We start from the raw sequence: 25,709 nt of genomic DNA on the forward strand, positions 1-25,709 counted from the left end.
GGTTAGAGGGCATCTAAACAGCAGGAAACCTCACTCAAGTTATGTCAATTTCGGCTATAGAAAGCGCATTTTGTATCAGTTTACATGTCACTTACTAGGGGCTGGTGGGGTACGTATCCGTCATTTATGTATCAGTTCCCATATCAGTTTACTTAAAGGGTGCTATGACCACGCCCTCAACCGCCAGCTCGCTAACCGGAACAATGTTTATAGTGATCGATGTTGTAAAATTGGTATGAGTTAAAATTCTATTGGTTAGAGTTATATTCATTATAACTAAAGGATTGGAAGTCAGCGTTTATAAATTGACCCGACAAATCATGGCATGCCATACCTACAAAAGCCCCGGTAAAATGCTCTGCTCCAACCTCGTCGGCTAGACCGCTGTAATCAATGTATCCGCCAAGTGAATTCCAGTTGCCAGACTCAGTGGCCCAAAATCCTCTCCATTGATCCCATTCCACTTGTATTTTCAGGCGTATCTGGCCCTTCGGCAAAGGTATCCTTTGGCCTAGGGGGTAGAGCATTTTTCCTTCCATTGTTGCCATGACAATCTCAATGACACGTCCCAAAGACTCGTCATGAGTAAGGCATAAATAGATGAACTTCTGTGTGTTATAAAAGCTCATCAGACCAGCCATTTGCTGGAAGCTTTTAGGGTTAAAGTCAAGAGTTGTTTCTGCTGTAAAGCAGAAAGCTTGTTGGCGTCTTGCGATAAGACTTTGTTCGTAGAGACTTGTAGGAGGTTCTTGGCCTTTTAGCCTTAGATATCCTGGCCGTGCACTATACGATAGTATTGGTTCCAGTAGAGGAAACCGTGGACTCTGGTAGTGAATTGTCAGCTTATCGGTAGAAAAGTCAAAGTGTTCCTTTTGGAATTCCAATGTCGAATCAAAGCCAAGACTATTATGAGTCTCTAAGAGTGGATTTTTCTGGCCGTGAGATAACCTAGGCCATCCACTATCAGAAAAGCTAACCTTTTGGATAGCGGTCTCGCGGCCAAGTACGCTTCGGCCTCGATTAGGTAAGGGGCGCGATGCCAGATGAACGAAGTAATGGTCTCCATTGGGTAGGGTAACTAAATCTCCATGTCCTGCTCGTTGAAGTTCGTTTGTGTGATGACCTGCACTGGTTAGAAAATGCATTTGAGGGTCTATTTCGTAAGGTCCTAATAAGTTTTTACTTCGCGCGAAGAGCGATGCGTGGTGGGAAAAAGTTCCACCCTCTGCTGTGAGAAGATAATAATAGCCGTTGATTCTGTATAAGTGAGATCCCTCAACCAAGCCAAGCTCAGAACCTTCAAAAATATTATGAATCGGGCCGACCAAGCCTTCTTTTTTAGAGTCAAACTCTTGAGCTATTATGCCTGAGAAAAATTTTGCAGCTCGGTGATGGTTAATGCTAGGTTCTGGACGATGGTCCCAGAGAACATTCAAAAGCCATTTTCGACCGTCGTTATCATGAAAAAGAGATGGGTCAAAGCCGCTGCTATTTAAAAATATGGGGTCTGACCAGGGGCCCATGATGTCGCGGCTAGTGATCAAGTAGTTTTTTCTGCTTTGATAATCGGTCTGATAGTCTCGTACATCGGTGTACACTAAATAAAATACCCCGTCTGAATAAGATAGACAGGGTGCCCAAATACCACAAGAATTGGGGTGGCCTCTCATGTCCAACCAATCGGTTTGGTTTAACGGATGGGTAATCAACGTCCAGTTAGCTAGATCACGGGAATGATGTATTTGTACGCCCGGAAACCACTCAAATGTAGACGTTGCAATGTAATAGTCATTTCCAACACGGCAAATAGATGGGTCAGGATTAAATCCCTTGAGTATTGGGTTGATAATCATTTTAGTCATCCTTTTAATCAGTTCGCGTGTCTTTCGAAATTTTTAAATATGGAAATGTGATCGCAATATCACTAATTATTCATGTCGAGAATAGCATACAAGAAAGGATGTAAATATTCGCAAGGGAGGAGTGAAGAGGTATGATTATTAAAGCTCTCGTTAAGAAGGGTAAGCTAGTGTATTCCCCCCAACTGATGGGGTAAATATAAGGGTTTACGTTCTCGATAGTTTCAAATATAAAAGTGTTTCAGGGGGGGCTGGATATTGTTAAGCGCAATATTCTAATCTAAGAGAGTTGCTTAGCGCGGTTATTGCTTGAAAAACGTAGGTTAGGGATAGCAGGGTAAGAAATAAGACGGTGATGAGCAGTGTCTAAATTCGCAATTTACGAAACTAGAATTTGGGGAAAAGGAAAAGCTTACTCTAAGACACCTCTAATCGACTATGATCGCATAGAGCAAGCTTTTATTGACCTAGTTTATGTCAGTCATGACATAAACTAGCCTGTAAGAATTCAGAGAGTCGTTCGGTGCTTTCGTCCTGTATGTAGTTTAGGCAGGTATACACTTCTTTGGTAGATCCTGCTATGACAGGGGTCCTTTGATGCAGCCGGCTAGGTGTCACACTTAGAATGGAGTTTGATTCATTAAAAGCGCTTGCGCCGCAGTTATAAAGTATCAATGCTATGGGGTTAGCCTCATAAATTAACCTGAGTTTTCCTGATTGCATACCCTTTCTTTTATCCGAAGGGTAAAGAAAAATTCCACCACGAGATACTACTCGATGAATGTCGGCCACCATGGCGCCGCTCCATCGCATATTGTAGTTTTTCTGCCTCGGGCCACATTTTCCATCTAATAGGTGGTCTATATAGTTGCCAAATTCTTTGTTCCAGCTTCTAGCATTGGCCATGTTGATCGCAAATTCAGACGTTTCGTATGGAACGCGCACGTCTTCTTCGGTAAGAACAAAGACCTCTTTTTCTACATCTAGTGTAAAAATATACGTACCCTTTCCGAATGTGATGACCAGCTGAGTAGCGGGGCCGTATATCACATAGCCGGCGCATAGCTGATTGGATCCGGGCTGGAGAAAAGACTCCTCTGGACTAGATGAAGAAAGGGCAGGAAGAACTGAGAATATTGTCCCTACAGAGCCGTTAATATCAATGTTGGTCGAACCATCGAGTGGATCAAAGGCAACCGAAAACGCCCCACTTTCGTTGACGTTTATTGCATTATTCTCTTCTTCGGAAGCGAAATGCTTAACAGACTGATTATGGCGTAGCTGATCCCGAAGAACCTGGTTGCACAGAAGGTCCAGAGTTTTTTGTGTCTCGCCAGAGCTGTTAGATTTGTCTGAACTTCCTGTTAATCCCTCTATTGGCGATTGGGATAGAATTTTGGCAATATCGGTACAGGCTGACAATACGTCATTGACGACACCTCCTAATCCCGGGTCGATCGACTTCCTTAGGAGGAATTGCGAGAAGGTCTTGTTCCGGTTTGAATTATTCATAGCGGTTAACACACTTCAGATCAGAGAAAGAGGTTTTGAGCCGTTCGACCATTGATACCTCTGCTTTTCTTAGCCATACACGTGGGTCATAATGTTTCTTATTGGGCTTGTCCTGGCCGTCCGGGTTGCCGATTTGGGACTGCAGGTATTCAGATTTATCGGCGTAATAGTCCAATACACCTTTCCAGCTGGCCCATTGTGTATCAGTGTCTATGTTCATTTTCACTACGCCATAACTGATAGCATTGTGAATATCCTCGATGGATGAACCTGAACCGCCATGGAACACAAAGCGCAGGGGGTGGTCGCTGTTTCCTGAAAAATGAGCCCTTAGGTAATCTCGGGAATTCTTAAGAATGTCCGGGCGCAGCTGTACATTACCTGGCTTATACACTCCATGAACATTCCCAAACGCAGCGGCAATATTAAAGTTCGAACCAATCTTTGATAGCTCAGTGAACGCTTGCGCGACTTCTTCGGGCTGAGTGTATAGTTGGCTGCTATCGATATCGCTATTATCAACCCCATCTTCTTCACCGCCCGTGCACCCAAGCTCGATTTCAATACCCATTCCCAGGTTATTAAGCTTTTTGTAGTATTGCGCAGAAATCCCAATGTTGTCCGATAATGGTTCTTCTGATAGGTCGAGCATATGTGAACTAAAAAGTGTCCGACCGGCCTTTGATAAGTGGTTCTCATTGGCGTGCAAAAGACCGTCGATCCACGGTAGTAGTTTTTTTGCAGCGTGATCGGTATGAAGAATAACCGGTACGCCATAGGACTTAGCGGCAACGTCTATATAATGAGCGGCCGCGATAGAGCCTTGGATAGAGTTTTCTATGGGGTCATCACTTAATCCTTTACCAATGAAAAAGGCGGCTCCGCCGTTTGATAGCTGAATTACCACCGGTGAGCGAACCCGCTTGGCGCATTCCAAGACGGCGTTAACAGAATTTGTCCCTACAACATTAACGGCCGGAAGAGCGTAGCCATTTTCAAGGGCATGATTATAGATGATTTCGGCGTCGCTTCCGCTCACCACACCGGGAGATATATTATTTAATGAGGTTGTCATGTTGTCTCCACTGTTACTTAAGTTCGCATTGCGTGCATATTTGCAGAAAATGTTCTGGATCTAGGCTGGCGCCACCCACAAGCAAGCCGTCTATATCGGGCTTTTCTAGTAATTCGCACGCATTCTTACGGCTTACGCTGCCGCCATATAAAATCCGGGTTTTTTGCGAAAAGGCCGCACCGTACTTCTCTTTCAAGCAATGCCGAATAAATTGATGTACTTCTTGTGCTAGCTCGGGATCAGCAGATTTTCCACTGCCAATGGCCCAAACAGGTTCGTAGGCAATACAAACATCGCCCTCGTAGTCCTGAATCTCCTTTAAGCCTTCGTCGATCTGACGGAAAAGAATGTCTTTGGTGATGCCCGCTTCTTTTTCCTCTGCGTTTTCCCCTATACACAAGACGGGCAGTAAGCCGTGGGTAAGTGCATTTTTAACCTTGATATTGCAGCTGATATTGTTTTCGCGAAACATTTGTCTTCGTTCACTGTGGCCTATTAAGCACAGGCTGCAGCCAACTTTCTTGAGCATTTCCGCAGAGGTTTCACCGGTATAGGCACCCGATTCAAATTTACTGACATTCTGGCTACCAATCTGTACTTCAGAATGATGAAGCAGACTAAGCATGTCGCGTATGTATATATAGGGCGGACAAACCGCAATGTCCGTATCAAATTCCTTGCCTACCAGGGTGGCAATAGAAGTACACATTAGGTCAATGCCGCCATTGAGCTTCCAGTTAGCGATAATCAATGAGCGTCGGCCCGCAGACGGGTTGGTGGTTGCATTCACTTAATAAACCTATTCGTTGAATTTATGGAGGCTGTGGAGAAGCCTATTTACAGCTTGGAAAGGATGATAGTTGAACTAAATTGGTATGACAACCCTACCAATAATGTGGTTGATAAGACTATATCATCGAAGTAGGCAGAAAAAGAGCGCTTTAAATGATCGAAAATCTGGTGCGATTGTCGAGCTGCAGTGAGCGGAGATAAGTGTTCTTGAAACCTAATCTCGAAATCGATATATTGGCAAAGTGGCATTACCAAAGGCAGGCGCCCGAAGGTATCGCTTTAAGCTTATATATCTGGAGTCACCCGTGAATATACCCCTACAACTTGATGAAAACCGTTTGTTTCCCTCAGATTCCCGAGAGCGAACAATCGCCCGTGAGCTTTATGACAGCGTAAAAAACTTGCCTATCATCAGCCCTCACGGTCACACGGATCCATCCTGGTTTGCCGACAACGAGTGTTTTCCCAACCCTACCGAGTTGTTGATTAAGCCAGACCACTATGTATTTCGGATGCTCTACAGCCAGGGCGTTGAACTTTCAGATTTAGGCTTAAAAAACCGCGCAAACCCCGCAGCATCGCAGGTAGACCCCCGCGATGCGTGGCGCTTGTTTGCCGAGCACTATTATCTGTTCCGTGCCACACCCAGCCGAACCTGGCTCGACTATGTGTTTAAAAACGTCTTCTCATTGGATACCGTGCTGTCACCCGATACGGCAGATCACTACTATGACACCATCGAGAAGGCCTTAAAGCAGGATGATTTCCGCCCGCGACAATTGTTTGAGCGCTTTAATATCGAAGTCTTGGCAACCACCGAGTCACCCTTAGACGATTTGGCACACCATCGCAAGATTATGGAGTCGGATTGGCAGGGTCGGGTAATTACGGCCTTTAGACCGGATAATGTGGTGGATCCGGAGCACGACGGGTTTAACGAGAATGTCGACGCTTTGGGCAAGCTGACCTCGGAAGATGTCAGTAGTTTTACAGGGTACCTGAACGCACTGCGGCAAAGGCGCGAGTTTTTTAAACAGCATGGTGCGACCTCTTCAGATCACGGTCACCCCACGCCGGCCACGGCGGATTTATCTGAGGCGGAAGCAGCTAAGCTGTACCAAACTGTCCGCGCTGGGGGCTGCAGTCGTGACGAGGCAGAGCTTTTCCGGGCGCAAATGCTCACCGAAATGGCAAAAATGAGCATCGACGATGGCCTGGTGATGCAAATTCACCCAGGCAGTTATCGCAATCACAATCAAAGCTTGTTCGAGAATTTTGGTCGGGACAAAGGGGCCGATATTCCACTTAGGGCCGAATTTGTCGAGAACCTCCGGCCGCTTCTCAGTCGTTTGGGCAATAGTAAAAAACTGGAAATCATCTTGTTCACGTTGGATGAAACGAATTATTCACGTGAGGTTGCGCCTTTAGTCGGACATTATCCAAGCCTTAAGGCGGGGCCTGCCTGGTGGTTTCACGATAGTCCCGAGGGTATGAAGCGATTCCGTGAGCAGATGACCGAAACTGCTGGCTTTTACAACACGGTTGGCTTTAACGACGACACCCGGGCGTTTTTATCTATCCCGGCACGACACGATGTAGCGCGGCGTTGCGACTGTGCGTATCTGGCCGGTTTGGTCAATACCGGGCGTTTAAGCCTAAGCGATGCCCAAGAGGTGGCTGTTGATTTAACCTACAACCTCGCGAAAAAGGCCTACCATTTATGATTTCTCAACCGCGATTAAATAAGGCGAATCTCTCGCAGGCAAAAGCCGCTCTCGGCCAGCCAGCTTCAATGGGCAATCGCTCTGATAACAAAATTGTACATATCGGCATTGGGGCGTTTAGCCGGGCCCATCAGGCTCTTTATACGCAAATTGCTAACGATAAAACCCAAGACTACTGGTCTATCGTGGGCGTAAGTCTGCGCAGCCCGGGGGTAAGAGATACCCTCAAGCCGCAAGATTATTTGTACACCATTAAAGAGCGCTCGCTAAACGAAAATAATTTGCGCTGTATTAGTTGTCTGGAAGATATATTGGTGGGCAGTGAAAATGCCCAGGCAGTCATTGATCAGATCGCTGACGAGGCGACCAAAATAGTGACTGTCACTGTGACCGAAAAAGGCTATTGTCAGGCGAGCCAGCGTTTGGATACAGATAACAAAGCTGTGGCAGCGGATATTGAGTCAGGCTCTTGCACTAGCTTGCCGGCCTATTTGGCCCGTGCACTGCTTGCTCGCAAAAATGCCGGGTTAGCGGGTATCACTATTGTGAGCTGCGACAACCTGCCCAACAATGGTGAGATTCTGCAAAATGTTGTTAAGGATTTTGCCGATACCCTGCAAGCCGAGCTGCGCAACTGGATTGACGACAATGTACGTTTTTGTTCCACCATGGTGGATCGTATTGTTCCCGCTGCAACCGAGCAGGTAGTGCAGGAAATATCCGATGATATTGGTTTGCATGATTCGGGGGCATTGTTGTGTGAACCCTATAAACAGTGGGTAATAGAGGATAATTTTCTGTCCTCTCGGCCTGCTTGGGAAGAGGCCGGTGCGCTCTTGGTGGAAGATGTGGCCGCCTACGAAAAGCTAAAATTACGGATGCTCAACGGCTGTCACTCGGCACTGGCGTATATCGGTTCACTATTGGGGGATGAGTTTATCCACCAAACCATAACGCGCCCCGAGGTGGAAGCTTTTATTGTGCGTTTAATGGTTTCCGAGCAAAGCCAATCGCTTCAGGTGCCACCTGGAATTGATATTGATCAGTACAGCAGCGCTGTTATCGAACGGTTTAAAAATAAATACGTTCCTTATCGCAATGCCCAAGTGGCGACTGACGGATCGTTAAAATTGCCACAGCGTTTGTTATTTTCTGCGTATGACCTTCGGCAGAAGAGCATAGCACCACAGTGTATTGCCTTGGCGGTGGCGGCTTGGCTGCAGTATTTAGTGGGTTATACCGCCGGTGGTTCTTATGTGGTGAGTGACCCTAATCTGGATATGTTAGAAGGAATTATTGCGGCTAACTCAAACGATTCTGCACAGTTGGTAAGTGCGATGATGTCGCAAAGCGGTGTCTTCCCAGAGTCATTACAACAAGACGATGTGTTTGAGTCTATGGTGCTTGAGTGTTACGAGAGTTTGCAGTCTCAGGGGATAACCGATGTATTGGTTAATATCACCGCCCACTGAGGAGCGGTGATAAACGAAGAGGTTAGCTTGGGCGGCCGAAGTAAGTGGCCGCCGCTTCAGAGGCATTGTCGATGTGGAGACGCATGGCGTTGCGAGCTTTCTCCGGGTTGCGCTGCTCCAATGCTTCTATGATGCGTTTGTGATCATCAATAGAGGGGTGGACCCCTTCTTTGCGCAAACGCTCCAGGAACGCCGTGCTTAGCTCGGATTCATTGCGCAGCTTCCATAGCCAGTCAACGACGGCTGAAATAGCACTGTTTTGGCTGGCGTCTGCGATGATTTTATGAAAGGTCCAGTCGGCTTTTTCAGACGCGTCTTCATGTTTCTCTTCTTCGGCCATATCTTGCAGAGCCGCTTTAAGTTTAGCGATATCTTCGTCGGTGATACGCGCGGCGGCGAGTGCGCAAGCCTCGGCTTCGAGAATATAGCGAATCTCCAGGATTTCAAACGGGCCGACCCCTTTATCCCCGTTATCGAGTCTAGGTTTTGTGTCAGATACGTATATTCCGGATCCGGTACGAATTTCGATAATACCGGACAGTTCCATGGCAATCATGGCTTCGCGAATCGTTGGGCGACTGACGCCTAGTCTTTCTGCAAGATCACGCTCGGCAGGAAACTTATCACCGGGTTTTAAGGTGCCATCCTTAACTAAGCTAGAAAGTTGTTCCGCGACCTTAATGTATAAGCGCTCTGCTTTAATTGTTCGAAATTCCACTGTATTTAACCTGCTGATTCATTGGGCTTGTAACGGATATAAGGTGAGCCAGCTCTGCAAGATGGCTATCAAAGGGTCAAGCCGCTAGCGACCCTATATCTTAACCTAAGTTAACGAGAAGATTAACCGGTTTCGAGGCTTGTTTAACCTTGTTTTTATCGGAAGTTACGAGTATCGTAAAATGGTAAGGTGGTATTACCAATAAATCGATAACCAACCCCAGTGTGAATAATTGGATGAAGAATAAAATAGCGGCATTCGGCGAATGCATGTTGGAACTGACAAAAACTGTAAATCAGAGTTATCACTTGGGGTATGGCGGCGATACGCTTAACAGTGCTGTATACATGGCTCGTGCTGGCGCCGATGTAACCTACTACACGGCCTTGGGGGACGATGCTTACAGTGACTACTTGCTAGATGCTTGGCGCTCAGAGGGAGTTAACACAAACTTGGTGCTGCGCTGTGAAGGAAAAGTCCCCGGCCTGTACATCATTAATACGGATGATGAGGGTGAGCGTAGTTTCGAGTACTGGCGTGATAATGCTCCCGTGAGATCAATAATAAAGGATCACCCAGATACTCTGGCCAGCCTTTTTGAATTCGATTATTTATATCTAAGTGGAATTACTCTTTCTTTGTTTGACGACTCGGATCGGGCTTTACTTGCAGATTTTGTCAAACGGTTCCGCGAGCGTGGCGGCGTGGTTGCATTTGATACTAATTATAGAGCTAAGGGATGGTGCTCAAACTCTAAAGCCAAAACGGTTATCTCCTCGTTTCTTAAGTTAGTCGACATAGCGTTGCCAAGTTTGGATGACGAGAAAGAGTTGTATGGACATCAAACGCTTGAAGACTGCCTAGATCATTACCGGAAATTGGGTGTGAAAGAAGTCATTATCAAGGACGGTAAGAATGGCTGCTTTGCGCTAATAGACGGCGAACTATCGCATTACCCATTGACCAAGGTGGTTTCCCCTGTTGATACGACCTCGGCGGGAGATTCGTTTAATGGTGCATACCTTGCAGCAAAGGCTGATAACTGCACTATCGCGCAAGCGATAACCTTGGGTCAGGAATGTGCCGCTCATGTTATTCAGCACCCAGGTGCGATTGTTGCGCGAAAAATTTAATAATAATGAGATTAATATAATGATAAGACTCGTAATTCTATCTCTATTTTCATTAATCCTATCGTCCTGTGGCATAAGCCAGGATGTAAAGGTTTTGAAACTTGCGCATGGGTTGGATGCGAAGCACCCCGTGCACCTGTCTATGGTTCATTTTGCCGAACGCTTAGAAGACTATTCTGACGGGGAAATGAGAGTCAGGATATACCCATCTGGGCAGCTTGGTAGTGAACGGGAGCTAATTGAGCTGATTCAGATTGGTAGTATTGATTTGACCAAGGTTTCTGCTAGCTCGCTAGAGCCATTTATTCCAAAAATGAAGATATTCAGCACGCCTTATCTGTTTCACAGTAGCGATCATTTATGGTCCGTGTTGAATGGAAGTATCGGGGAAGAGTTACTGAAGGCCGGTGAGCCTTACCGTATTCGAGGCTTAGGTTACTATGATGCCGGTAGCCGGAGTTTTTACACCACAAAGCGCGCTGTCAGTTCTCCTGAACATCTCCAAGGCATGAAAATCCGGGTTATGAACAGCCCCTCCGCCGTCGCCATGGTAAAAGCGATGGGCGGCGCTCCTACGCCTATATCCTGGGGCGAGTTGTACACATCCTTGCAGCAAGGCGTGGTCGATGGTGCCGAGAACAACCTCCCCAGTTTCTATCTGTCCAAGCATTATGAGGTGGCTAAATACCTGATTCTAGATGAGCATACCTCGATTCCCGATGTTGTCATCACGGGAACTAAAACGTGGGATCTGTTGAATGATCAGCAGCGACAATGGGTCGATAAAGCCATGGACGACTCGGTGGCTTTTGAACGTAACTTGTGGGAAAAAGTTAGTCAGGAATCTTTAGCTGAAGTTAAGAAGTCAGGGGTCACGGTTGTCGAAGCGGATAAAAGTCAATTTCTGGAGAGTGTAAAGCCAATTCACGAACAGATAAAAAGCTCTGATCTAGGTGAGCTGTACAACAAGATTAGAGAGGTTCACTAATGACACTAACTAAAATATGTAATCGTATTGATTACGTGTTAGAGGTTTTTACGAGCATTTTAATGGTCGGCTTGGTGCTGGATGTTACTTGGCAAGTAATTACCAGGTTCTTTACTAGTAACCCGAGCTCCTTTACCGAAGAGTTAGCACGGTTCTTTCTAATATGGATTGCCTTCCTGGGGGCGGCTCACGCTTATCGCAAAGGCGCTCACTTAGGGCTCGATTACTTTGTAAATAAATTTTCGGATACCGTTAAGAAAGGAATCGTGAGTCTGGTTCTTATATTTGTAACCGTTTTTAGTATATGTATTCTTTTCGTGGGGGGTAGCTGTTTAGCGTATCTTGCCTGGGATTTAGAGCAGACTTCTGCGTCCCTGGGGCTATCCATTAGTCTTGTTTATCTTGTGATACCTATAAGCGGCTTACTGTTCGTGTTATTTACTGCCGAGTTCTATAAAAACTATTCGAATAATATTTAATGGAAGTGCTATGGATATTTCAGTTGTAATTCTTGTTGCCAGCTTTATCGCCCTTCTGCTTCTAAATGTTCCTATCGGTGTATCTATTGCATTATCCGGTTTTTTTGCTTTGCTCTTTAGTCTCGATTTTGTATCGACAACCACCACCATGGCGCAGCGCATGTCGGCGGGTGTTGATAGCTTTGCGCTCTTGGCTATCCCTTTTTTCATTCTCTCGGGTTTTTTGATGGGGCAAGGCGGAATTGCGCATCGGTTGATTGAGTTTGCCAAGATACTAGTGATGCGTTTGCCCGGCGGGTTGGCATTTGTAAACATTCTTTCTTGTACCCTGTTCGGAGCAATTTCGGGTTCAGCTGTCGCTGCAACGTCTGCGATAGGCGGCTTTGTGATTCCGGAGATGGAGAAAGATCGTTATAGCCGAGAGTTTTCCACTGCGGTGACGGTAACGGCCTCCACTACTGGCATGTTGATACCGCCCAGTAACATATTGATTGTCTATTCACTGGCCAGTGGCGGTGTATCTATAGCAGCCTTGTTTTTGGCAGGTTACCTTCCCGGAATTCTTGTAGCCCTCTGTTTGATGGTCGCGAGTGGTATTTACGCCAAAATAAAGGGTTTTGGCGTGCCTTCACAGAAGCAGCCTGGGCAAGTGATGAAAAAGACGCTGGATGCATTACCAAGCCTATTTCTGGTGTTTTTGGTTATTGGGGGGATAGTTTCTGGTTACTTTACGCCCACAGAGGCCGGGGCTATTGCGGTTCTCTACTCTTTCGTGCTTTCAACGTTTATTTATAAAGAAGTGAAGTTTGAAGAGCTGACGCAGGTATTAAATAAATCTGTATGCACTACAGCCATTGTGATGTTGCTTATTGCAGCCTCTTCCGCTATGTCGTGGGTGTTGTCTTACGAGAATATTCCGCAATCGATAAGCGATTATTTTTTAAGCTTTAGCAATAACCCGATTATCGTATTGTTAATGATTAATATACTGCTGCTTATGGTGGGTACTTTCTTGGATATGACGCCAGCCGTGCTAATATTTACACCTATTTTTCTGCCCATTGTAGAAGCGTTAGGGATATCGCCGATTCATTTTGGGATTATAATGATTCTTAACCTATCAATAGGCCTGTGCACACCGCCGGTTGGTAGTGTTCTGTTTGTGGGGTGTAGTATTGGTAAGACATCCCTAGCACGGGTAATCCCGCCACTGCTTCCCCTCTATGCCGCTATGTTTGTGGCACTGTTGATCATTATTTGCGTTCCAAGTTTATCCACCTGGTTGCCTTCTATATTGATTGATTAGCCGTAATTACATACTGATAGGAGCTTGCGGTTCGGTTAGGCTGAGGTGACCAAGCTCCTTTATGATTGATAATATTCAGAATGTATTATTGATTGGTTTTTGCAGAGAAGCATCGTTTTATTATGGTGCGCGGTACTGTTCAGGTGGTTTCGTAGGCTGCCAAATATCTACTTTGAATTAGTTAACTTAATAGATGGCTTACGATTGTAGAGTGCCAGCCAAGATAGGAGTCGATGGCCGATCATCTATGTTTATGTGTTTTAAATACGATTAGACACAGTTATGTCATCAAAAAGAATATACTCGCTGTTCATATGGTTGCCATGTGGTGAGTTACTTGTAGAAGTTATTTCTGAAGAAAAATCTATATATTTTATTCGATGGCTGCTATTGGCTACATCTCTTACGCCTGAGTTAAGCGTATCGCTACATGCTAGCACTCCATCTAGCCATCCCTGGAGTACTCCAGTTTGATGTCCGGGCGTATTTAATACTTGGCGTATTCTGATTTCATGCCGCTTCCCAGGAATAAATCTCTTTTGAAATCCATTGAAATCCCACTTTATGAAATTAGGCAACAAAGAAACCTTCTTGTTATTCCTGTAGCCTCTGATCATAAAAGAGATCTTTCCATTTTCTGACCAGCTTACGTTAGTGAAAAATGTAGTGCCTTTATTGAGAGAAGAACCGGATATTCCTGGTAGAGATCCGTGACTATTGAAATCAAAACCTTCAGGAAATTTTATCCAATATGTCAAATATATCTCATCCTTTATAGTTGACGGTAATTGGATTAGCCATTGTGGAGCGCGTGTGCTTGTAATTTTCTCAGGCCGTGATAGCAAGAACTTTAATGCATTACCTGATGGTTCCCGATCGATAATTTCTATTGTTCTGTCGGGTTTTGTTGAGTTATTTGCGGGTATCCAATTACCAATCGTTGATTTCTCAGTAAGATACCCTCTGCTAGTCTCTTCAAATCCTTCTGTGTACAGATTTTCGGAGAAGCTCTTTTCAGAAAATAAGAAGACAAGGGTGGTTGCTACTAGGAAGGTGACACGATATATCATTATTCCTCCATCATATTGTTAGCGGATAACTAGATTGATTAAAAAAAGCCGGTGCGAACACCGGCGACAAGAGAGAGCCACAGAATCAATGGCTGGAGAATGATTGGTTAGAAACTATATTTTGTAGAGATAACAAATAGTACTTTCCGTGAGTATTTATAGTCAGACTATACTAAGTGTTATCTTTACATAAGCAGTCTGTTGGGCTCTGAGCAGTCTTAACTTTAGCCTAAGCTTATGTTCAACGAGCAGCCATACAACAGACTCATATTTTTCTACATTTATAACAAGTTAAATTAGAATCGGTAACTAGCACCAAATGTAATTCTGCGATCAGGGTAGCCTGAGAAACACACGGGACCAGATTCAGATACACAAGTTTGAGTGATTTCTTCTTCAGTTAGGTTAACAGCTTCAACCCCTAAACTTAACTGCTCGGTAACGGCATAACTGATGCTAGCATTTAGCTGGCCTCTGTCATGGGTATAAACAGGAAAGCTAAAGGTGCTACTACCACTGGTGTTGGCGCCGCCGCCAAAGTCTTGCGTGCGGAAGGCTTCCCGCCAGGTGTAGCGCATTCTTGCGGAAAGACCGTACTTCTCATAGTAAGCGGTAATATTGTAAGCATTTTCTGAGAAGTCCAATAGACCACGTGGAAGGGTAACCTCACCCAGTACGGCCAGGCCGCGACCGGATGTCGTATCTTCACCTGTATCACCGCTAAACTCTTGTACAGTGTAGTTAGCTAAAATACCGAACCCAGAAGCCCAACCTAATGAATCTTCAAAATCTCCAAGATCATACTGGAACTGAAGTTCAATACCTTTCTGTTTGGTGGTTCCTTCAACGTTTTCAGGTCTTGTAAAGTCAACACATAAACCCTGAGAGTTTGGGTCGCCAAAGGTGTTGGGTATCACTTCTGGGTTCCAGATGCCGCCATCTTCACAGGGCCGTGTAGCATCGCGCTCTAGACCACCGGTGGTGGTATCACTAGGGTATAGCGCTGCCCCTTCATAGTATGAGCCAAACAGGTTGGTGCGCTCTTTATGGAAGTAACCGATGCTGAGCAACCCAGATGGGGCAAAATACCATTCGGCGGCAATATCAAACGAGTCGACTTCTTCAGGCTCGACCCCCGGATTACCTAAGCTTACAGCACTGTTCTCAGCTTGGGTAAAAGAGTAACCGATTCTGATGTCATCGAAGCTAGGGCGTCTGATATCAGAGCCGTAACCGAAGCGAATCAGCAAGTCATCAGTCAGTTGAGCTTTTAGGTTTAAGCGAGGCAACAGGAAGTCATAATTGCTGCTATTAGTGGTTAATTCGCGTTCAGAACCAGCTATTGATGGCGTATAGCCTGTTGAATCAATGTCAGTCTCTAAATACCGAAGGCCCACGTTACCCGACACAATGCCAAACTCAAAGTTCGCTTGAGCATAAAGCGCTGAAGTTTCTTCTTCGATATTGTAGTAAGGGTCTAAATCCTCTTGTAGGTTGAGAGAGGTGGCACCTGTACCCTCAGGGTAGAGTTCTCTGTTTGCTGCAAAAGCTGCTTCAAGAGCAGCAATAGTGCCGTCTGGATCAGAGAAAGAACGGTCTGGATCCACTAACAGAAAATTTTTGACAAACAAGTCGCGACCGTCTGCATCGCCGTAGTTGTCAGGACCCTCTACAAGCAAGTCTTCAAATAGTGTACCTCTTGGAGCGTCTACTAGCTTGCTGAAGTTACCTATCTTGTCCTTAATGGATACATGTTCCCCGGTAGTATTATTATAGCGGTAACCGAAATCTACAGAGGTTAAGCCAAATCTTTCTACATCATAAGTGAAATCTAGGCGGAATTGGTCGTCAGTATTGTCTTGGGTATTACGGCTTACATCTAAGGCTCGCAGTACCACATTATTTGGATCAGTGAGCTGCTCGGGAGTGGGCGCATATTCATTTTCAAAGTCAATGCCAAATGCTAGTGATCCACCGGTCAAATCATAAATATAGGGTACGCAGTTATCGGCGCCGGTATTGGCAGTAATGGCATCAGGATCCGTTCCGCCTTGTAATGGGCAGTTGGGGTTGATGAAGTTCAGGGTTGTATTGAGCTTCGGTGTAGTGGTGTCCGAGTTTGACCGAGCTAGCTCGAAACTCGCTTTTAGTCTATCACCTTGCCATTCACCGGCAAGCCTAAACAGCTCAGTATCGGTAATACGTGAATTTGTTTCGCTGGTGAAGCGCATGTTTGGATCATCATCATCGTACGCAAGGTCCGGAGAAAGGCGGCCTGTTAACGCTGCGTCAACCACGCCGTTATTGCCCACATCTCCAACGCCAAAGTCGACCGTTTCGAAGCTGTCTGGGTAACTAATGGCCCTTAGGTTGCTCACACCAGAGGCTTCAATTTTGTACGCATCGCGGCTTCTTTCTTGATTGTTGATGACGGCATCAAAAGAGAACTTCAGCGCATCGCTAGGTGCCCACTCGAACGTAGATGCGAGGTTAACAGTTTCGTAGTCATCGTTTTCCTGCTCTTGCACCATGAACTGAATGCCAAGAAATTCTGACGGGCTGTTACCTTCAAAGTTATTCAGGTTGTCGCGATCGACGCGTGGACGGAATGACAGAGCCTCTTGCTCTGTGTAGCTACCGCTGATAACGAAACCAAAGTCGCCGGCACTGGTTTCCCAGTTGTCGCCGTAAGCGCCCGCAAATCTAGGCTTAATACCTTCTGTGCTCAGGCTGCTGTCTTCTCCTTGAACTCTGACAAAGCCTAAAGTTTCGCTTAAGTTTAATGGGCGAATGGTTTTTAGGTTAACAGTACCACCTACAGAGCCTTCAATTGTTTTGGCATCTGGCGATTTGGTTACTTCAACTTCGGCAATAATCGCTGGATTAATATCTTCAAAGTTAATGCCGCTACGACCACTGCCTGAGCCCACGGTAGAGACACCATTGATCTCGACACGGTTGGCATTGGTGCCGCGAATTTGCACGCCGGTACCGACACCCGCTGTACGGGTAATTTGAACACCTGTGATGTTCTCCATTACTTCCGCCAAGTTTTGATCGGGCAACTTACCGATATCGTCAGCGATGATCACTTCAACTAACTTTGTTGATTCACGTTTCGCGTCGATGGCGCTTGCGAGTGATGCACGGATGCCAGTTACCACCACTTCTTCTAGTTTCGCGGAGTCTGATTGTTCTTGAGCCATCGCACTGGAGGCGGCGAGGGCGATCGAGGCGCCGAGCACGGATTTTTTGAATAGTCCTAAGTGAGGCTGATACGTTTGCTTTTTCATAGTGAGTCCTTCGTTTATTTATTATGTGAAGCACGTTTGCCCGCCAATCCTTCTGTTTTGTAGAGCATCTAGCCGTTCGGATGCTGTGCCCACGGCTATGGCGAGTATTAGGAAGGTAAAACAATGAAGTCATGGAGTCAAGTGGTAAGGCCGGTCTTTGGGTTGTCGCCAAAGGCGCGATCCATAACGCCGACCTTACCGGGAACGACTAAGAAATCTCGCTGATGGGAATATGATCCATGTCGTCAAAAGTTTGGTTTTCGCCGCCCATTGCCCATATAAAGGTGTAGTTGCTGGTACCAGCACCACTGTGGATGGACCAAGCTGGCGAAATTACGGCGGTACCCGCTGCCAGTACTAGGCTGCGGGTTTCACTGGGTTCGCCCATAAAGTGAAAAACGCGGTTGTCGTCGTTGTACTCAAAGTACATGTAGATTTCACTGCGCCGGCGATGGGTATGTGGCGGTTTGGTATTCCAAACACTGCCTTCTTCCAGCTCAGTAAAGCCCATGACAAGCTGACAACTATCGACAATACCTGGGCGTATGGACTGGTTGATGGTGCGCTCATTGGACTCTGCCGCGCTACCCAGCTCAATATGTTTGGCGTTGGGCTTGCTTACGTGGGTGGTTTTAGTGGTGCGATGAGCCGGGTAGCTGACCAAGTAGTATTGGGCCGGTTGCTTGGGATCATTGCTGGTAAATTGAATATCTCGGCTCTCGCGGGCAATGTACAGAGAGTCTTTGTAGGTCATGGCAAAGCGCTCGCCGTCCACCTCAATCACGCCGTCGCCGCCTATATTGATAACGCCAATTTCGCGGCGCTCACAAAAATAATCCGAGCCCAGCTCTTTGGATTGAGGTAGTTCCAGGGGTTTTTGTTGCGGCACGACGCTGCCTACGATCGCGCGATCCACGTCGGTATAAGTGAGCACGGTTTCGCCAGGGGTGAATAAATCATCCACGACAAATGCTTGCTTAAGCTCGGTATTGGTCATGCGTTTGTAGCTGTTAATGTCCGCAGTGTAGCGTAATTTCATGGTTCACCTTTTTAAGGGTTGGTGGGTTGTAGGCGAATAGGGTTGTTCAGCTTGGAGATTTCGTTCTCAAGCTGTGCTTTGAATTGTTCGACTGATTTTGGACCCTTAGGGTGTGCCGACCAGAATGCGCCGAAATAATAGTGAACACCCTCGGCGTGATTGTTAAGAACCACAAGTTGGTTGTTCTCATCTTTTTGCAGGGAGTTAAACTGGCTCATGGGGAAGAAGATGGCCATGCCCAGGTTGTCATCATTCAGGCTTTGTTTGCCGTAGCTTGCTAGATACCCCCATTCACTATCCTTGGGCGTGTAGGTAAGTACTTGCACATCATGGTCAACAATGCCGGTGGCGAGTTGTGGTAATTCGTCGACTTGGGCGTCTACGCGGGTCAGGTAGGACTTGGCGCGTATGCTGTACCGGGCCGTTAGATTCAGTGTTTTCGAATCGGGGCGCCAGCCTGTATGAGTCACCGTCGCGCTCGATTCAAGTGGGCCGTTTGTTATAGCTACCGATATGTCGGTTACCTGCTCCGGTTTAATCAAGCGGTTATCGAGCCAGGCCCCTACAGCCCCCAGCCCTAGAGAGGGGCCTACTTTTAATATGTCCATACCCCAATCGGCCATGCTGTGATAGTCGCCGCCGTCGAGACCGGTCTCAGCCAGAGAAAGCCCGTTTTGAGTCTTGCCAAAAATATCGATGGCGCCGCGGTGATCAAAGTAATAGCGATAAGCGACTTGCTCAGATTCCCAGCCAAAACCTTCGTATTTAAACAGCTTGTTGCCGATAGTGTGGGTGGGCGGGAGTTGCATGAAGGTGGCATTGTGGTAGTTGCCACCGCTGTAATTACCCTCTTTATCTGTCTCGCCACCGACTCGTACCGCCAATTCGGCATACGTTTGCGGTGGATAGTCCACTTGCAGCGAGCCATCGTTTAAATGGTGCACGGCAATCGTTTGTTCACTATTCGGCGCTAGAGTTACCTGGGTTAAAAGTTCGCTTCCCGCTGTTTGGCTGGGGGCTTCTCTGCCATTCACTGTGACTACCTGGTCTTTACCGTGAGCGAAGCCATTTAATTGGATGCTGACCACTTCTTCGCGCGGTTGCGACAAGGGGTTAGTGACCGAATAATATGAGACGGTTTCGGTGGCTGGCGTAGCGAGGCAGGGCGCGCCAGAAAGGGCTATTCCCGCCGCGATGGAGGCTATAGTGGGTCGTAGCATTCGCGTGGTCTCCGGTAATTTTTTGTTAAAACTTGGACTTTAATTGCCAGGAAATATACTATAACATCATTGGTATTACCACATTACCAGTTGGCAATCTTTAAAGCATGCGGCTGATTAGTAGCTGGTTCTGCTTACTTACAATAATGATTTGGAGATTCTTATGTTCCTAAAACCCTTGTCTGCGTTATTCGCAGGAGTTATCGCCTGCGGCTGCGCTACCGCTGAGATAGATCAAAGCCAGGGGCTGGATTGGCCTGAGTTAGTGAAATATGAAAAACCGGGCACCGCGGAAATGTCTCTTAGCGCCGAGTTCACTCGGGACTCTGTAAGTCAAGTGGCCAATCAGGTAGCCGACTGGCAATTGGATCAATACGACATCCGCTCTAACAAGATGCGCCCTGAAGGTCGGGCCAGCGGCTTGCCGCAAGGGTGGATGTACGCGCCCTTGCACTCAGGCTTGCTGGATTGGGGGCGGGTATCGGATCAGCCCGCTTATGAGCAGGCGGTGCGCAACATCGCCGCCGTGAATCTTTGGCGTTTAGGACCGCGTCGCTATCACGCCGATGATCACGCCATCGGGCAGGTGTACCTGGATTTATACGAAACCTACCAAGAGCCTGTGATGAAAGAGAATGTCCAGGCGGTATTTGACTGGGTACTGGAAAATCAAAGCGATCGCAGTCTGGAATTTGAGCACCCTGAAAAGGAGGTCATTTATGGTGCTAACCGCAAATATGTCGACCCCTGGTGCACGGTGCGCTGGTGCTGGGCCGATGCGATTTTTATGGCACCGCCGGTGTGGGCTCAGTTAGCGGAAGTTACGGGTAATAAGGATTACCTGGAGTTTATGAACCGGGAGTTTTGGGTCACAACTGATTATCTTTACAGCGATGAAGATCACCTTTTCTTGCGCGACAGTCGTTATTTCACCCGTAAGGCTGAAAACGGCAAGCCAATTTACTGGGGACGTGGCAACGGTTGGGTATTGGCAGGCATAGCTCGTACGTTACCCCATATTCCGCAGGACTTTGAAGATCGCGAAAAATACGTAGAGCTGTTTAAAGATGTGAGTGCTGCTTTGCTGCGGGCTCAAAAAGCGGACGGCAGCTGGCCAGCTTCTTTACTTGAAGAGAGTGAAACACAAAACGCCGAATCCAGCGCTACCGGACTTATCGTGTTTTCTCTGGCGTGGGGTATTAATAATGGCGTGCTCCCCGCAGACGAGTATCTCCCGGCGGTTGAAAAAGGCTGGAAATCGCTCGTTAGCACCGTCCAGCCCAACGGCAAACTTGGTTTTGTACAACAGGTGGGGTATGCGCCCGAAAGTGCCACAGCTGAAGATACTCAGCTATACGGAACAGGGGCTTTGCTTCTGGCCGCCGCCGAAGTCTACCAGTTGCTTGAGAAATAAGAGGATAGTATGACGGATTCAATCATTTCACAGCTATTTTCCGTAGAAGGAAAAGTTGCGCTTGTTAGCGGCGCAAGCCGCGGTTTGGGCCAAGCAATGGCGCTGGCGCTGGCGCAGGCCGGCGCCAAGGTTGTAGCTTTGGGCTCGCGCCCCGAAAGTTTGCAAAAAACCTGCGATCTGTTCAAAGAGCACAAATTGGAAATTCGCGCGCTGGGTTGCGACCAGCGTTCGGCGGACTCGATCCGCTCGACCGTGGCGCAGGTGCTGGAAGAGTTTGGTCGCATTGATGTTCTCATTAATAACGCGGGGACTATTCATCGTGCGCCGGCACACGAATTTTCCGATGAAGATTGGGACGACGTCATTGAAACTAACCTCAACGGTGTGTTTCGTATGTGTCGCGAAGTGGGTCGTTCCATGCTTAAAAACGGGTCGGGAAAAATCATTAATATCGCCTCATTATTGAGCTTCTCCGGCGGCATTACCGTACCTGCGTACGCGGCAAGTAAAGGAGGGGTGGCGCAGTTGACCAAAGCTCTGGCGAACGAATGGGCCAAAGATAATATTCAGGTGAATGCCATTGCTCCCGGTTATTTCGAAACCGACAATACCGAGAATCTACGCAAAGACTCGGAGCGCTCGGCCAGTATCAGTGCGCGCATTCCCACAGCGCGTTGGGGGATGCCCGATGATTTAGCAGGCACCGCCATCTACCTGAGCAGTAAGGCATCTGATTATGTGAATGGTCACGTGCTTTTGGTCGACGGCGGTTGGATGGCGCGCTAAGCGTCATTCTTGCTTTCACATATTAACTGACATTGTATGTTTACTATGAAAAAGATAAAGCTATTCTCCTTGGTGGCGATGGTTCTTAGTCTGATCCTGGCGGGCCAAATAGCACATGCTAAAATCTCTAAAGAGCTGTTTAACAGTGATTGGCAGTACTCCGAAGCCGGTATCGACAAACCGAGCGAGAGCGCCGATCACTGGCAAGCCATTACCTTGCCTCACACCTGGAACGCCAAAGATACCGTCGATCAGGTCCCCGGTTATCGTCGCGGCGTGAGCTGGTATAAAAAATCGTTTAAAGCGGATAAAGCCGATCGCCACTTTTTGCATTTTGAAGGCTCTAACATGGAAACGGATGTTTATCTCAATGGTAAACATGTAGGTTCCCATGTTGGTGGTTATATTGGTTTTGATGTTGAATTAACCGATGCAATTAAAACCCGCGGCAAGAATGAGCTTCTGGTTCGTGTTTCCAACGCTTATAACCCGCATCTTATTCCATCGCAAAAGTCGGACTTCTTTATTCACGGCGGCATTACGCGTGATGTGTGGTTAGTCAGCAAAAACGACGCGTTAATCGATCGATTTGAAGCGCGCGCCGACGATGTGAAAGACCAAGACTACAGCACTGACCTGACGGTGTTCCTTGATAGCAATAAAAAGGTTAAGGCCCGCTTAAAAGCAAGCCTTGTTGGGCCGAGTGGCGATGTGATTGCAACCACCGAACGGGATGTGGAGGTTGATAAAGGTCAGTCAGAAGAGACCCTAACGCTGAGCAACGTTGACGATGTAAAACTATGGTCTCCTAAAGAGCCTAACCTTTACACGATTAAGGTTGAGCTCGTGGAGCGCAAGCGTGACCGTTCGTTGGATGTGGCCGAGTCTTCATTTGGTTATCGATGGTTCGAGCAGGTTCCAGGAGAAGGTTTCTTTGTGAACGGCGAGCGGATTCTGCTTCGAGGGACACACAGGCACGAAGAAATTGCCGGTGTTGGCGCGGCTATGAGTAATGAGCAGCACCGCAATGATATGCAACTGATCAAGGATATGGGAGCAAACCTGGTCCGTTTGGGACACTATCCGCAAGATCCAGAAGTGTACAAGGCCGCCAATGAAATCGGGCTGATTGTCTGGGACGAGCTACCCTGGTGTCGCGGTGGTAAAGGTGGCGAACAGTGGGAGAAAAATACCGAGCAATTACTGCACGAGCAGCTGGCGCAGAACTTTAATCACGCCAGTATTGCCTTTTGGTCACTCGGCAACGAAATTTACTGGGAAGAAGATTTCCCCGGTGGTGGTCGTGATGAGATCTTGGTCCCTTATCTAAAAAAGCTAAACGATATTGTTAAAGCGAAGGATAGCTCACGCCTAACCAGTATTCGTAAATATTACCCGGGCTCAGATATCGTTGACTCTTTCTCGCCTTCTATTTGGGCAGGCTGGTATGGCGGTGCCTATGGTCAATACGAAGAAGCTTTGGTAGAGGCGCAAAAAAAGTACCCCAATATGATTCATATGGAGTACGGCGGTTCCAGCCACGTAGGCCGCCATACCGAGAATCCGATCGATTCGAAGGGGATACGAGGTGCTCAGGTATCCGTTGAGGAAGCCGTAAATCAAACAGTTGTGAAGAGCGTTGCCAAGTCTTCGGACTGGAATGAGAACTATATGGTCGATCTTTTCGACTGGCATCTGATGGTGAGCGAATCATTGCCGGGGTTAACGGGAACCGCACAATGGGCGATTCGGGACTTTGGTACCCCGCTGCGCCCAGAGAACCCAATTCCGTATGTGAATCAAAAGGGCCTGTTCGATCGCGCAGGTAAACCCAAAGACTCTTACTACGTCTATGCCAGCTATTGGGCGCCAGAGCCTCTGTGCTATATCGAGTCTCATACATGGATACATCGCTATGGTCCACAAGAAGGTCGTGAAGTAAGTGTTTTCTGTAACACCGAAACCGCCGAGTTGTTCCTAAACGGTGAATCTCTGGGTGAGAAGGTGCGCCAGCAAGGGCAATTCCCAGCCTCTGGGTTGGTTTGGCAGGTGCCTTTTAGCGAAGGTGAGAATCAATTGCGCGTGATTGGTCGCAATGGCGACGAGAAAGCTGCCAGCGACGAAACTCAGGTGACCTATTACATTGGTGAGCCAGGTAAATTTGAGCGATTGAATGTCACTCAACGTACGCTTGATAACGGCAATGTTTTAGTTGAAGTGGCTGCCGAAGATCAAGAAGGCCGTCGTCTGACGACCTATTCAGATCGAATTTATTTCTCGGCACTGGGGTTTAACGACGCATTGGTCGATGGGTTTGGTACCCCCGGACGTAGCAGTGTTATCGAAGCCGCTAACGGCTATGCCGCCATTGAGGTATCCCCGCAAGACGATCACCCAATTGTAGTGCAGGTTAAAACGCAAAACGTGAAAGGGGTCTATGTTGAGGTTGCGGCGCGCTGAGGCGCCCGCAGCCCTCGACATTAAGCTGTAAAAATAATAGGCGACTATATTTAGTTATCGCAAAACCCCCCTATAAGTGGTAAACTGGTAATACCAGTTAGGGCGATCTATAAGTCGCCGCCGCGAATTAAGTTAGGAATGTAAAAATGCAAGAGTCTTGGAGATGGTTTGGGCCAAGTGATTCCATATCGCTAGCAAAGATTAAGCAAGCCGGGGCAACACACATTGTTACCTCTATGCATGAAATACCCACAGGTGAGGTTTGGCCTGAGGAAGAGGTTAAAGCGCGCAATGAGCTAATTCAGGCAGCGGGTTTGGAGTGGAATGTGGTAGAAAGCATTCCACTGCACAATGACATTAAAACTCGCAGCGGCAATTACCAGCAATTGATAGAAAACTACAAAGAATCTATTAAAAGTGTCGGTAAGGCTGGTATTCCTGCGGTGTGCTATAACTTCATGCCGGTAGTGGATTGGACTCGAACGAATCTCAGTTATCGTTTACCTAACAGTAGCCAAGCTCTGCGATTTGAGATTACCGATTTTGCAGCCTACGACGTTTATATACTTAAACGCGAAAATGCAGAGTCCGATTACACTCAAGCGGTTCTTGAGAAAGCTAAAGCCCGATTCGAGGCTATGAGCGAGCAAGAGCAGCTTTTGTTAGAGAAAAATATTATTGCTGGCTTGCCTGGAGGAGAGGGGTCTTACACGCGAGAGTCAATCAAGCTTGCTATTGAGCAATTCATAGCCCTGGGCACCGAAGGTTTACGTCATAACCTTATGGAGTTTCTGAGGGAAGTGGTACCCGTTGCAGAGCAAGCTGGCGTGAAGTTGTGTATTCATCCCGATGATCCGCCGTTCTCATTATTCGGTTTGCCGCGAGTGGTCTCTACCGCAGACGACGCCCGAAAAATATTGACTACTGTCAATAGTCCAGCGAATGGTCTTACTTTGTGTGCAGGGTCTTATGGCGCTCGCTGCGATAATGACTTAGTGGCTATGGCAGAAGAGTTTGGTTCGCGAATCTATTTCGTTCACCTGCGTAACGTAAAACGTGAAGAAGATGGTTCTTTCTTTGAGTCGGATCACTTGGATGGCGATAACGATATGGTGGGGCTTATCAATGCCTTGCTTAAAGAAGAGCGCCGCCGTAAACAGAATGGCGAAAGCATGATTTCTATTCCAATGCGGCCCGATCACGGTCACTTAATGGCCGATGAAGAAAAAGCCGAAGGTGTTAAACCAGGTTACTCCTACAATGGCCGAATGCGTGGCCTGGCCGAACTGCGCGGTGTTATTCACGCTGTAAGTCAATTGAATCCCTAAACCTCCTTGTCTGTATTGACATGCCGGCGGCTACGCCGCCG

At 47.2% G+C, this 25,709-nt stretch carries 19 protein-coding genes; 10 read left to right on the top strand and 9 right to left on the bottom strand.

Going from position 1 to position 25,709, the window contains the following annotated elements; genetic code table 11:
- Positions 1-248 precede the first annotated feature (248 nt).
- The 4 genes from D568_RS0106085 to tpiA all read right to left on the bottom strand — a co-directional run bounded on the left by D568_RS0106085 (position 249) and on the right by tpiA (position 5,236).
- Positions 249-1,853 carry a glycoside hydrolase family 43 protein gene (locus D568_RS0106085; protein ID WP_020208696.1) on the bottom strand — a complete coding sequence of 535 codons (1,605 nt, stop codon included), beginning with the start codon at positions 1,851-1,853 and terminating at the stop codon, positions 249-251.
- Between the two features lie 483 nt (positions 1,854-2,336).
- A complete protein-coding gene (locus tag D568_RS0106090) occupies positions 2,337-3,371 on the bottom strand; it encodes a class 1 fructose-bisphosphatase (RefSeq protein WP_020208697.1) in 1,035 nt (344 codons plus the stop codon).
- On the bottom strand, positions 3,364-4,446 hold the full coding sequence (gene fbaA, locus D568_RS0106095) for a class II fructose-bisphosphate aldolase (RefSeq protein WP_020208698.1): 1,083 nt from the start codon (positions 4,444-4,446) through the stop codon (positions 3,364-3,366). Before fbaA ends, D568_RS0106090 begins: the two co-directional genes overlap by 8 nt.
- A 13-nt stretch (positions 4,447-4,459) precedes the next feature.
- Entirely contained in the window at positions 4,460-5,236 is a 777-nt protein-coding gene (gene tpiA, locus D568_RS0106100; protein WP_020208699.1) for a triose-phosphate isomerase, read from the bottom strand.
- 307 nt (positions 5,237-5,543) lie between these two features.
- Between tpiA and uxaC the strand changes: the two genes are divergently transcribed.
- Positions 5,544-6,962, top strand: coding sequence for a glucuronate isomerase (gene uxaC / locus D568_RS0106105; protein WP_020208700.1), 1,419 nt, complete (start codon positions 5,544-5,546; stop codon positions 6,960-6,962).
- Positions 6,959-8,434, top strand: coding sequence for a mannitol dehydrogenase family protein (locus tag D568_RS19445; protein ID WP_020208701.1), 1,476 nt, complete (start codon positions 6,959-6,961; stop codon positions 8,432-8,434). The genes uxaC and D568_RS19445 overlap by 4 nt, the downstream gene beginning before the upstream one ends.
- Positions 8,435-8,456: 22 nt before the next feature.
- On the opposite strand, the gene D568_RS0106115 is transcribed toward D568_RS19445, so the two are convergent.
- A complete protein-coding gene (locus D568_RS0106115) occupies positions 8,457-9,152 on the bottom strand; it encodes a FadR/GntR family transcriptional regulator (RefSeq protein ID WP_020208702.1) in 696 nt (231 codons plus the stop codon).
- A gap of 236 nt (positions 9,153-9,388) precedes the next feature.
- Between D568_RS0106115 and D568_RS0106120 the strand changes: the two genes are divergently transcribed.
- The 4 genes from D568_RS0106120 to D568_RS0106135 all read left to right on the top strand — a co-directional run bounded on the left by D568_RS0106120 (position 9,389) and on the right by D568_RS0106135 (position 13,058).
- Positions 9,389-10,285, top strand: a complete 897-nt coding sequence (locus D568_RS0106120; protein ID WP_083915315.1) for a sugar kinase — start codon at positions 9,389-9,391, stop codon at positions 10,283-10,285.
- The gene (locus D568_RS0106125; protein ID WP_245551609.1) at positions 10,242-11,273 is read left to right on the top strand and encodes a TRAP transporter substrate-binding protein; all 1,032 of its coding nucleotides are present in this window, start codon (positions 10,242-10,244) and stop codon (positions 11,271-11,273) included. The genes D568_RS0106120 and D568_RS0106125 overlap by 44 nt, the downstream gene beginning before the upstream one ends.
- 62 nt (positions 11,274-11,335) lie before the next feature.
- On the top strand, positions 11,336-11,752 hold the full coding sequence (locus D568_RS19450) for a TRAP transporter small permease (RefSeq protein ID WP_245551618.1): 417 nt from the start codon (positions 11,336-11,338) through the stop codon (positions 11,750-11,752).
- A gap of 10 nt (positions 11,753-11,762) precedes the next feature.
- Complete coding sequence (locus D568_RS0106135) at positions 11,763-13,058, top strand: TRAP transporter large permease (RefSeq protein ID WP_020208706.1); 1,296 nt, start codon at positions 11,763-11,765, stop codon at positions 13,056-13,058.
- A 260-nt stretch (positions 13,059-13,318) separates the two neighbouring features.
- Here the strand turns inward: D568_RS0106135 and D568_RS0106140 are convergent, their stop codons facing one another.
- From D568_RS0106140 to D568_RS0106155, 4 genes are all read right to left on the bottom strand, one after another.
- Entirely contained in the window at positions 13,319-14,128 is an 810-nt protein-coding gene (locus tag D568_RS0106140; protein WP_020208707.1) for a polysaccharide lyase, read from the bottom strand.
- Between the two features lie 296 nt (positions 14,129-14,424).
- The gene (locus D568_RS0106145) at positions 14,425-17,421 is read right to left on the bottom strand and encodes a TonB-dependent receptor (RefSeq protein WP_020208708.1); all 2,997 of its coding nucleotides are present in this window, start codon (positions 17,419-17,421) and stop codon (positions 14,425-14,427) included.
- A gap of 208 nt (positions 17,422-17,629) precedes the next feature.
- Positions 17,630-18,460: a 5-dehydro-4-deoxy-D-glucuronate isomerase gene (kduI, locus tag D568_RS0106150; RefSeq protein ID WP_020208709.1), complete on the bottom strand. Its 831-nt coding sequence runs from the start codon at positions 18,458-18,460 to the stop codon at positions 17,630-17,632.
- A gap of 11 nt (positions 18,461-18,471) precedes the next feature.
- Positions 18,472-19,680, bottom strand: a complete 1,209-nt coding sequence (locus tag D568_RS0106155; RefSeq protein ID WP_020208710.1) for a DUF4861 family protein — start codon at positions 19,678-19,680, stop codon at positions 18,472-18,474.
- A gap of 163 nt (positions 19,681-19,843) precedes the next feature.
- Here D568_RS0106155 and D568_RS0106160 point away from each other — a divergent pair, with 163 nt between their 5' ends.
- From D568_RS0106160 to uxuA, 4 genes are all read left to right on the top strand, one after another.
- Positions 19,844-21,094, top strand: a complete 1,251-nt coding sequence (locus D568_RS0106160) for a glycoside hydrolase family 88/105 protein (RefSeq protein WP_020208711.1) — start codon at positions 19,844-19,846, stop codon at positions 21,092-21,094.
- A 9-nt stretch (positions 21,095-21,103) separates the two neighbouring features.
- Positions 21,104-21,880 carry a 2-dehydro-3-deoxy-D-gluconate 5-dehydrogenase KduD gene (gene kduD / locus D568_RS0106165; RefSeq protein WP_020208712.1) on the top strand — a complete coding sequence of 259 codons (777 nt, stop codon included), beginning with the start codon at positions 21,104-21,106 and terminating at the stop codon, positions 21,878-21,880.
- A gap of 45 nt (positions 21,881-21,925) precedes the next feature.
- Positions 21,926-24,340: a glycoside hydrolase family 2 protein gene (locus D568_RS0106170; protein ID WP_040516406.1), complete on the top strand. Its 2,415-nt coding sequence runs from the start codon at positions 21,926-21,928 to the stop codon at positions 24,338-24,340.
- 146 nt (positions 24,341-24,486) lie between these two features.
- Positions 24,487-25,668, top strand: a complete 1,182-nt coding sequence (gene uxuA / locus D568_RS0106175; RefSeq protein WP_020208714.1) for a mannonate dehydratase — start codon at positions 24,487-24,489, stop codon at positions 25,666-25,668.
- Positions 25,669-25,709: the final 41 nt, after the last annotated feature.

Source organism: Gilvimarinus chinensis DSM 19667 (assembly GCF_000377745.1).
In the GTDB taxonomy this organism is placed as follows: domain Bacteria; phylum Pseudomonadota; class Gammaproteobacteria; order Pseudomonadales; family Cellvibrionaceae; genus Gilvimarinus; species Gilvimarinus chinensis.

Bases quoted from the DNA above. Each gene is read 5' to 3' on its own strand.
- D568_RS0106085 (WP_020208696.1), bottom strand. From the start codon at position 1,853: ATGATTATCAACCCAATACTCAAGGGATTTAATCCTGACCCATCTATT.
- D568_RS0106090 (WP_020208697.1), bottom strand. From the start codon at position 3,371: ATGAATAATTCAAACCGGAACAAGACCTTCTCGCAATTCCTCCTAAGG.
- fbaA (WP_020208698.1), bottom strand. From the start codon at position 4,446: ATGACAACCTCATTAAATAATATATCTCCCGGTGTGGTGAGCGGAAGC.
- D568_RS19445 (WP_020208701.1), top strand. From the start codon at position 6,959: ATGATTTCTCAACCGCGATTAAATAAGGCGAATCTCTCGCAGGCAAAA.
- D568_RS0106120 (WP_083915315.1), top strand. From the start codon at position 9,389: ATGAAGAATAAAATAGCGGCATTCGGCGAATGCATGTTGGAACTGACA.
- D568_RS0106125 (WP_245551609.1), top strand. From the start codon at position 10,242: ATGTTATTCAGCACCCAGGTGCGATTGTTGCGCGAAAAATTTAATAAT.
- D568_RS19450 (WP_245551618.1), top strand. From the start codon at position 11,336: ATGGTCGGCTTGGTGCTGGATGTTACTTGGCAAGTAATTACCAGGTTC.
- D568_RS0106135 (WP_020208706.1), top strand. From the start codon at position 11,763: ATGGATATTTCAGTTGTAATTCTTGTTGCCAGCTTTATCGCCCTTCTG.
- D568_RS0106140 (WP_020208707.1), bottom strand. From the start codon at position 14,128: ATGATATATCGTGTCACCTTCCTAGTAGCAACCACCCTTGTCTTCTTA.
- D568_RS0106145 (WP_020208708.1), bottom strand. From the start codon at position 17,421: ATGAAAAAGCAAACGTATCAGCCTCACTTAGGACTATTCAAAAAATCC.
- kduI (WP_020208709.1), bottom strand. From the start codon at position 18,460: ATGAAATTACGCTACACTGCGGACATTAACAGCTACAAACGCATGACC.
- D568_RS0106155 (WP_020208710.1), bottom strand. From the start codon at position 19,680: ATGCTACGACCCACTATAGCCTCCATCGCGGCGGGAATAGCCCTTTCT.
- D568_RS0106160 (WP_020208711.1), top strand. From the start codon at position 19,844: ATGTTCCTAAAACCCTTGTCTGCGTTATTCGCAGGAGTTATCGCCTGC.
- kduD (WP_020208712.1), top strand. From the start codon at position 21,104: ATGACGGATTCAATCATTTCACAGCTATTTTCCGTAGAAGGAAAAGTT.
- D568_RS0106170 (WP_040516406.1), top strand. From the start codon at position 21,926: ATGAAAAAGATAAAGCTATTCTCCTTGGTGGCGATGGTTCTTAGTCTG.
- uxuA (WP_020208714.1), top strand. From the start codon at position 24,487: ATGCAAGAGTCTTGGAGATGGTTTGGGCCAAGTGATTCCATATCGCTA.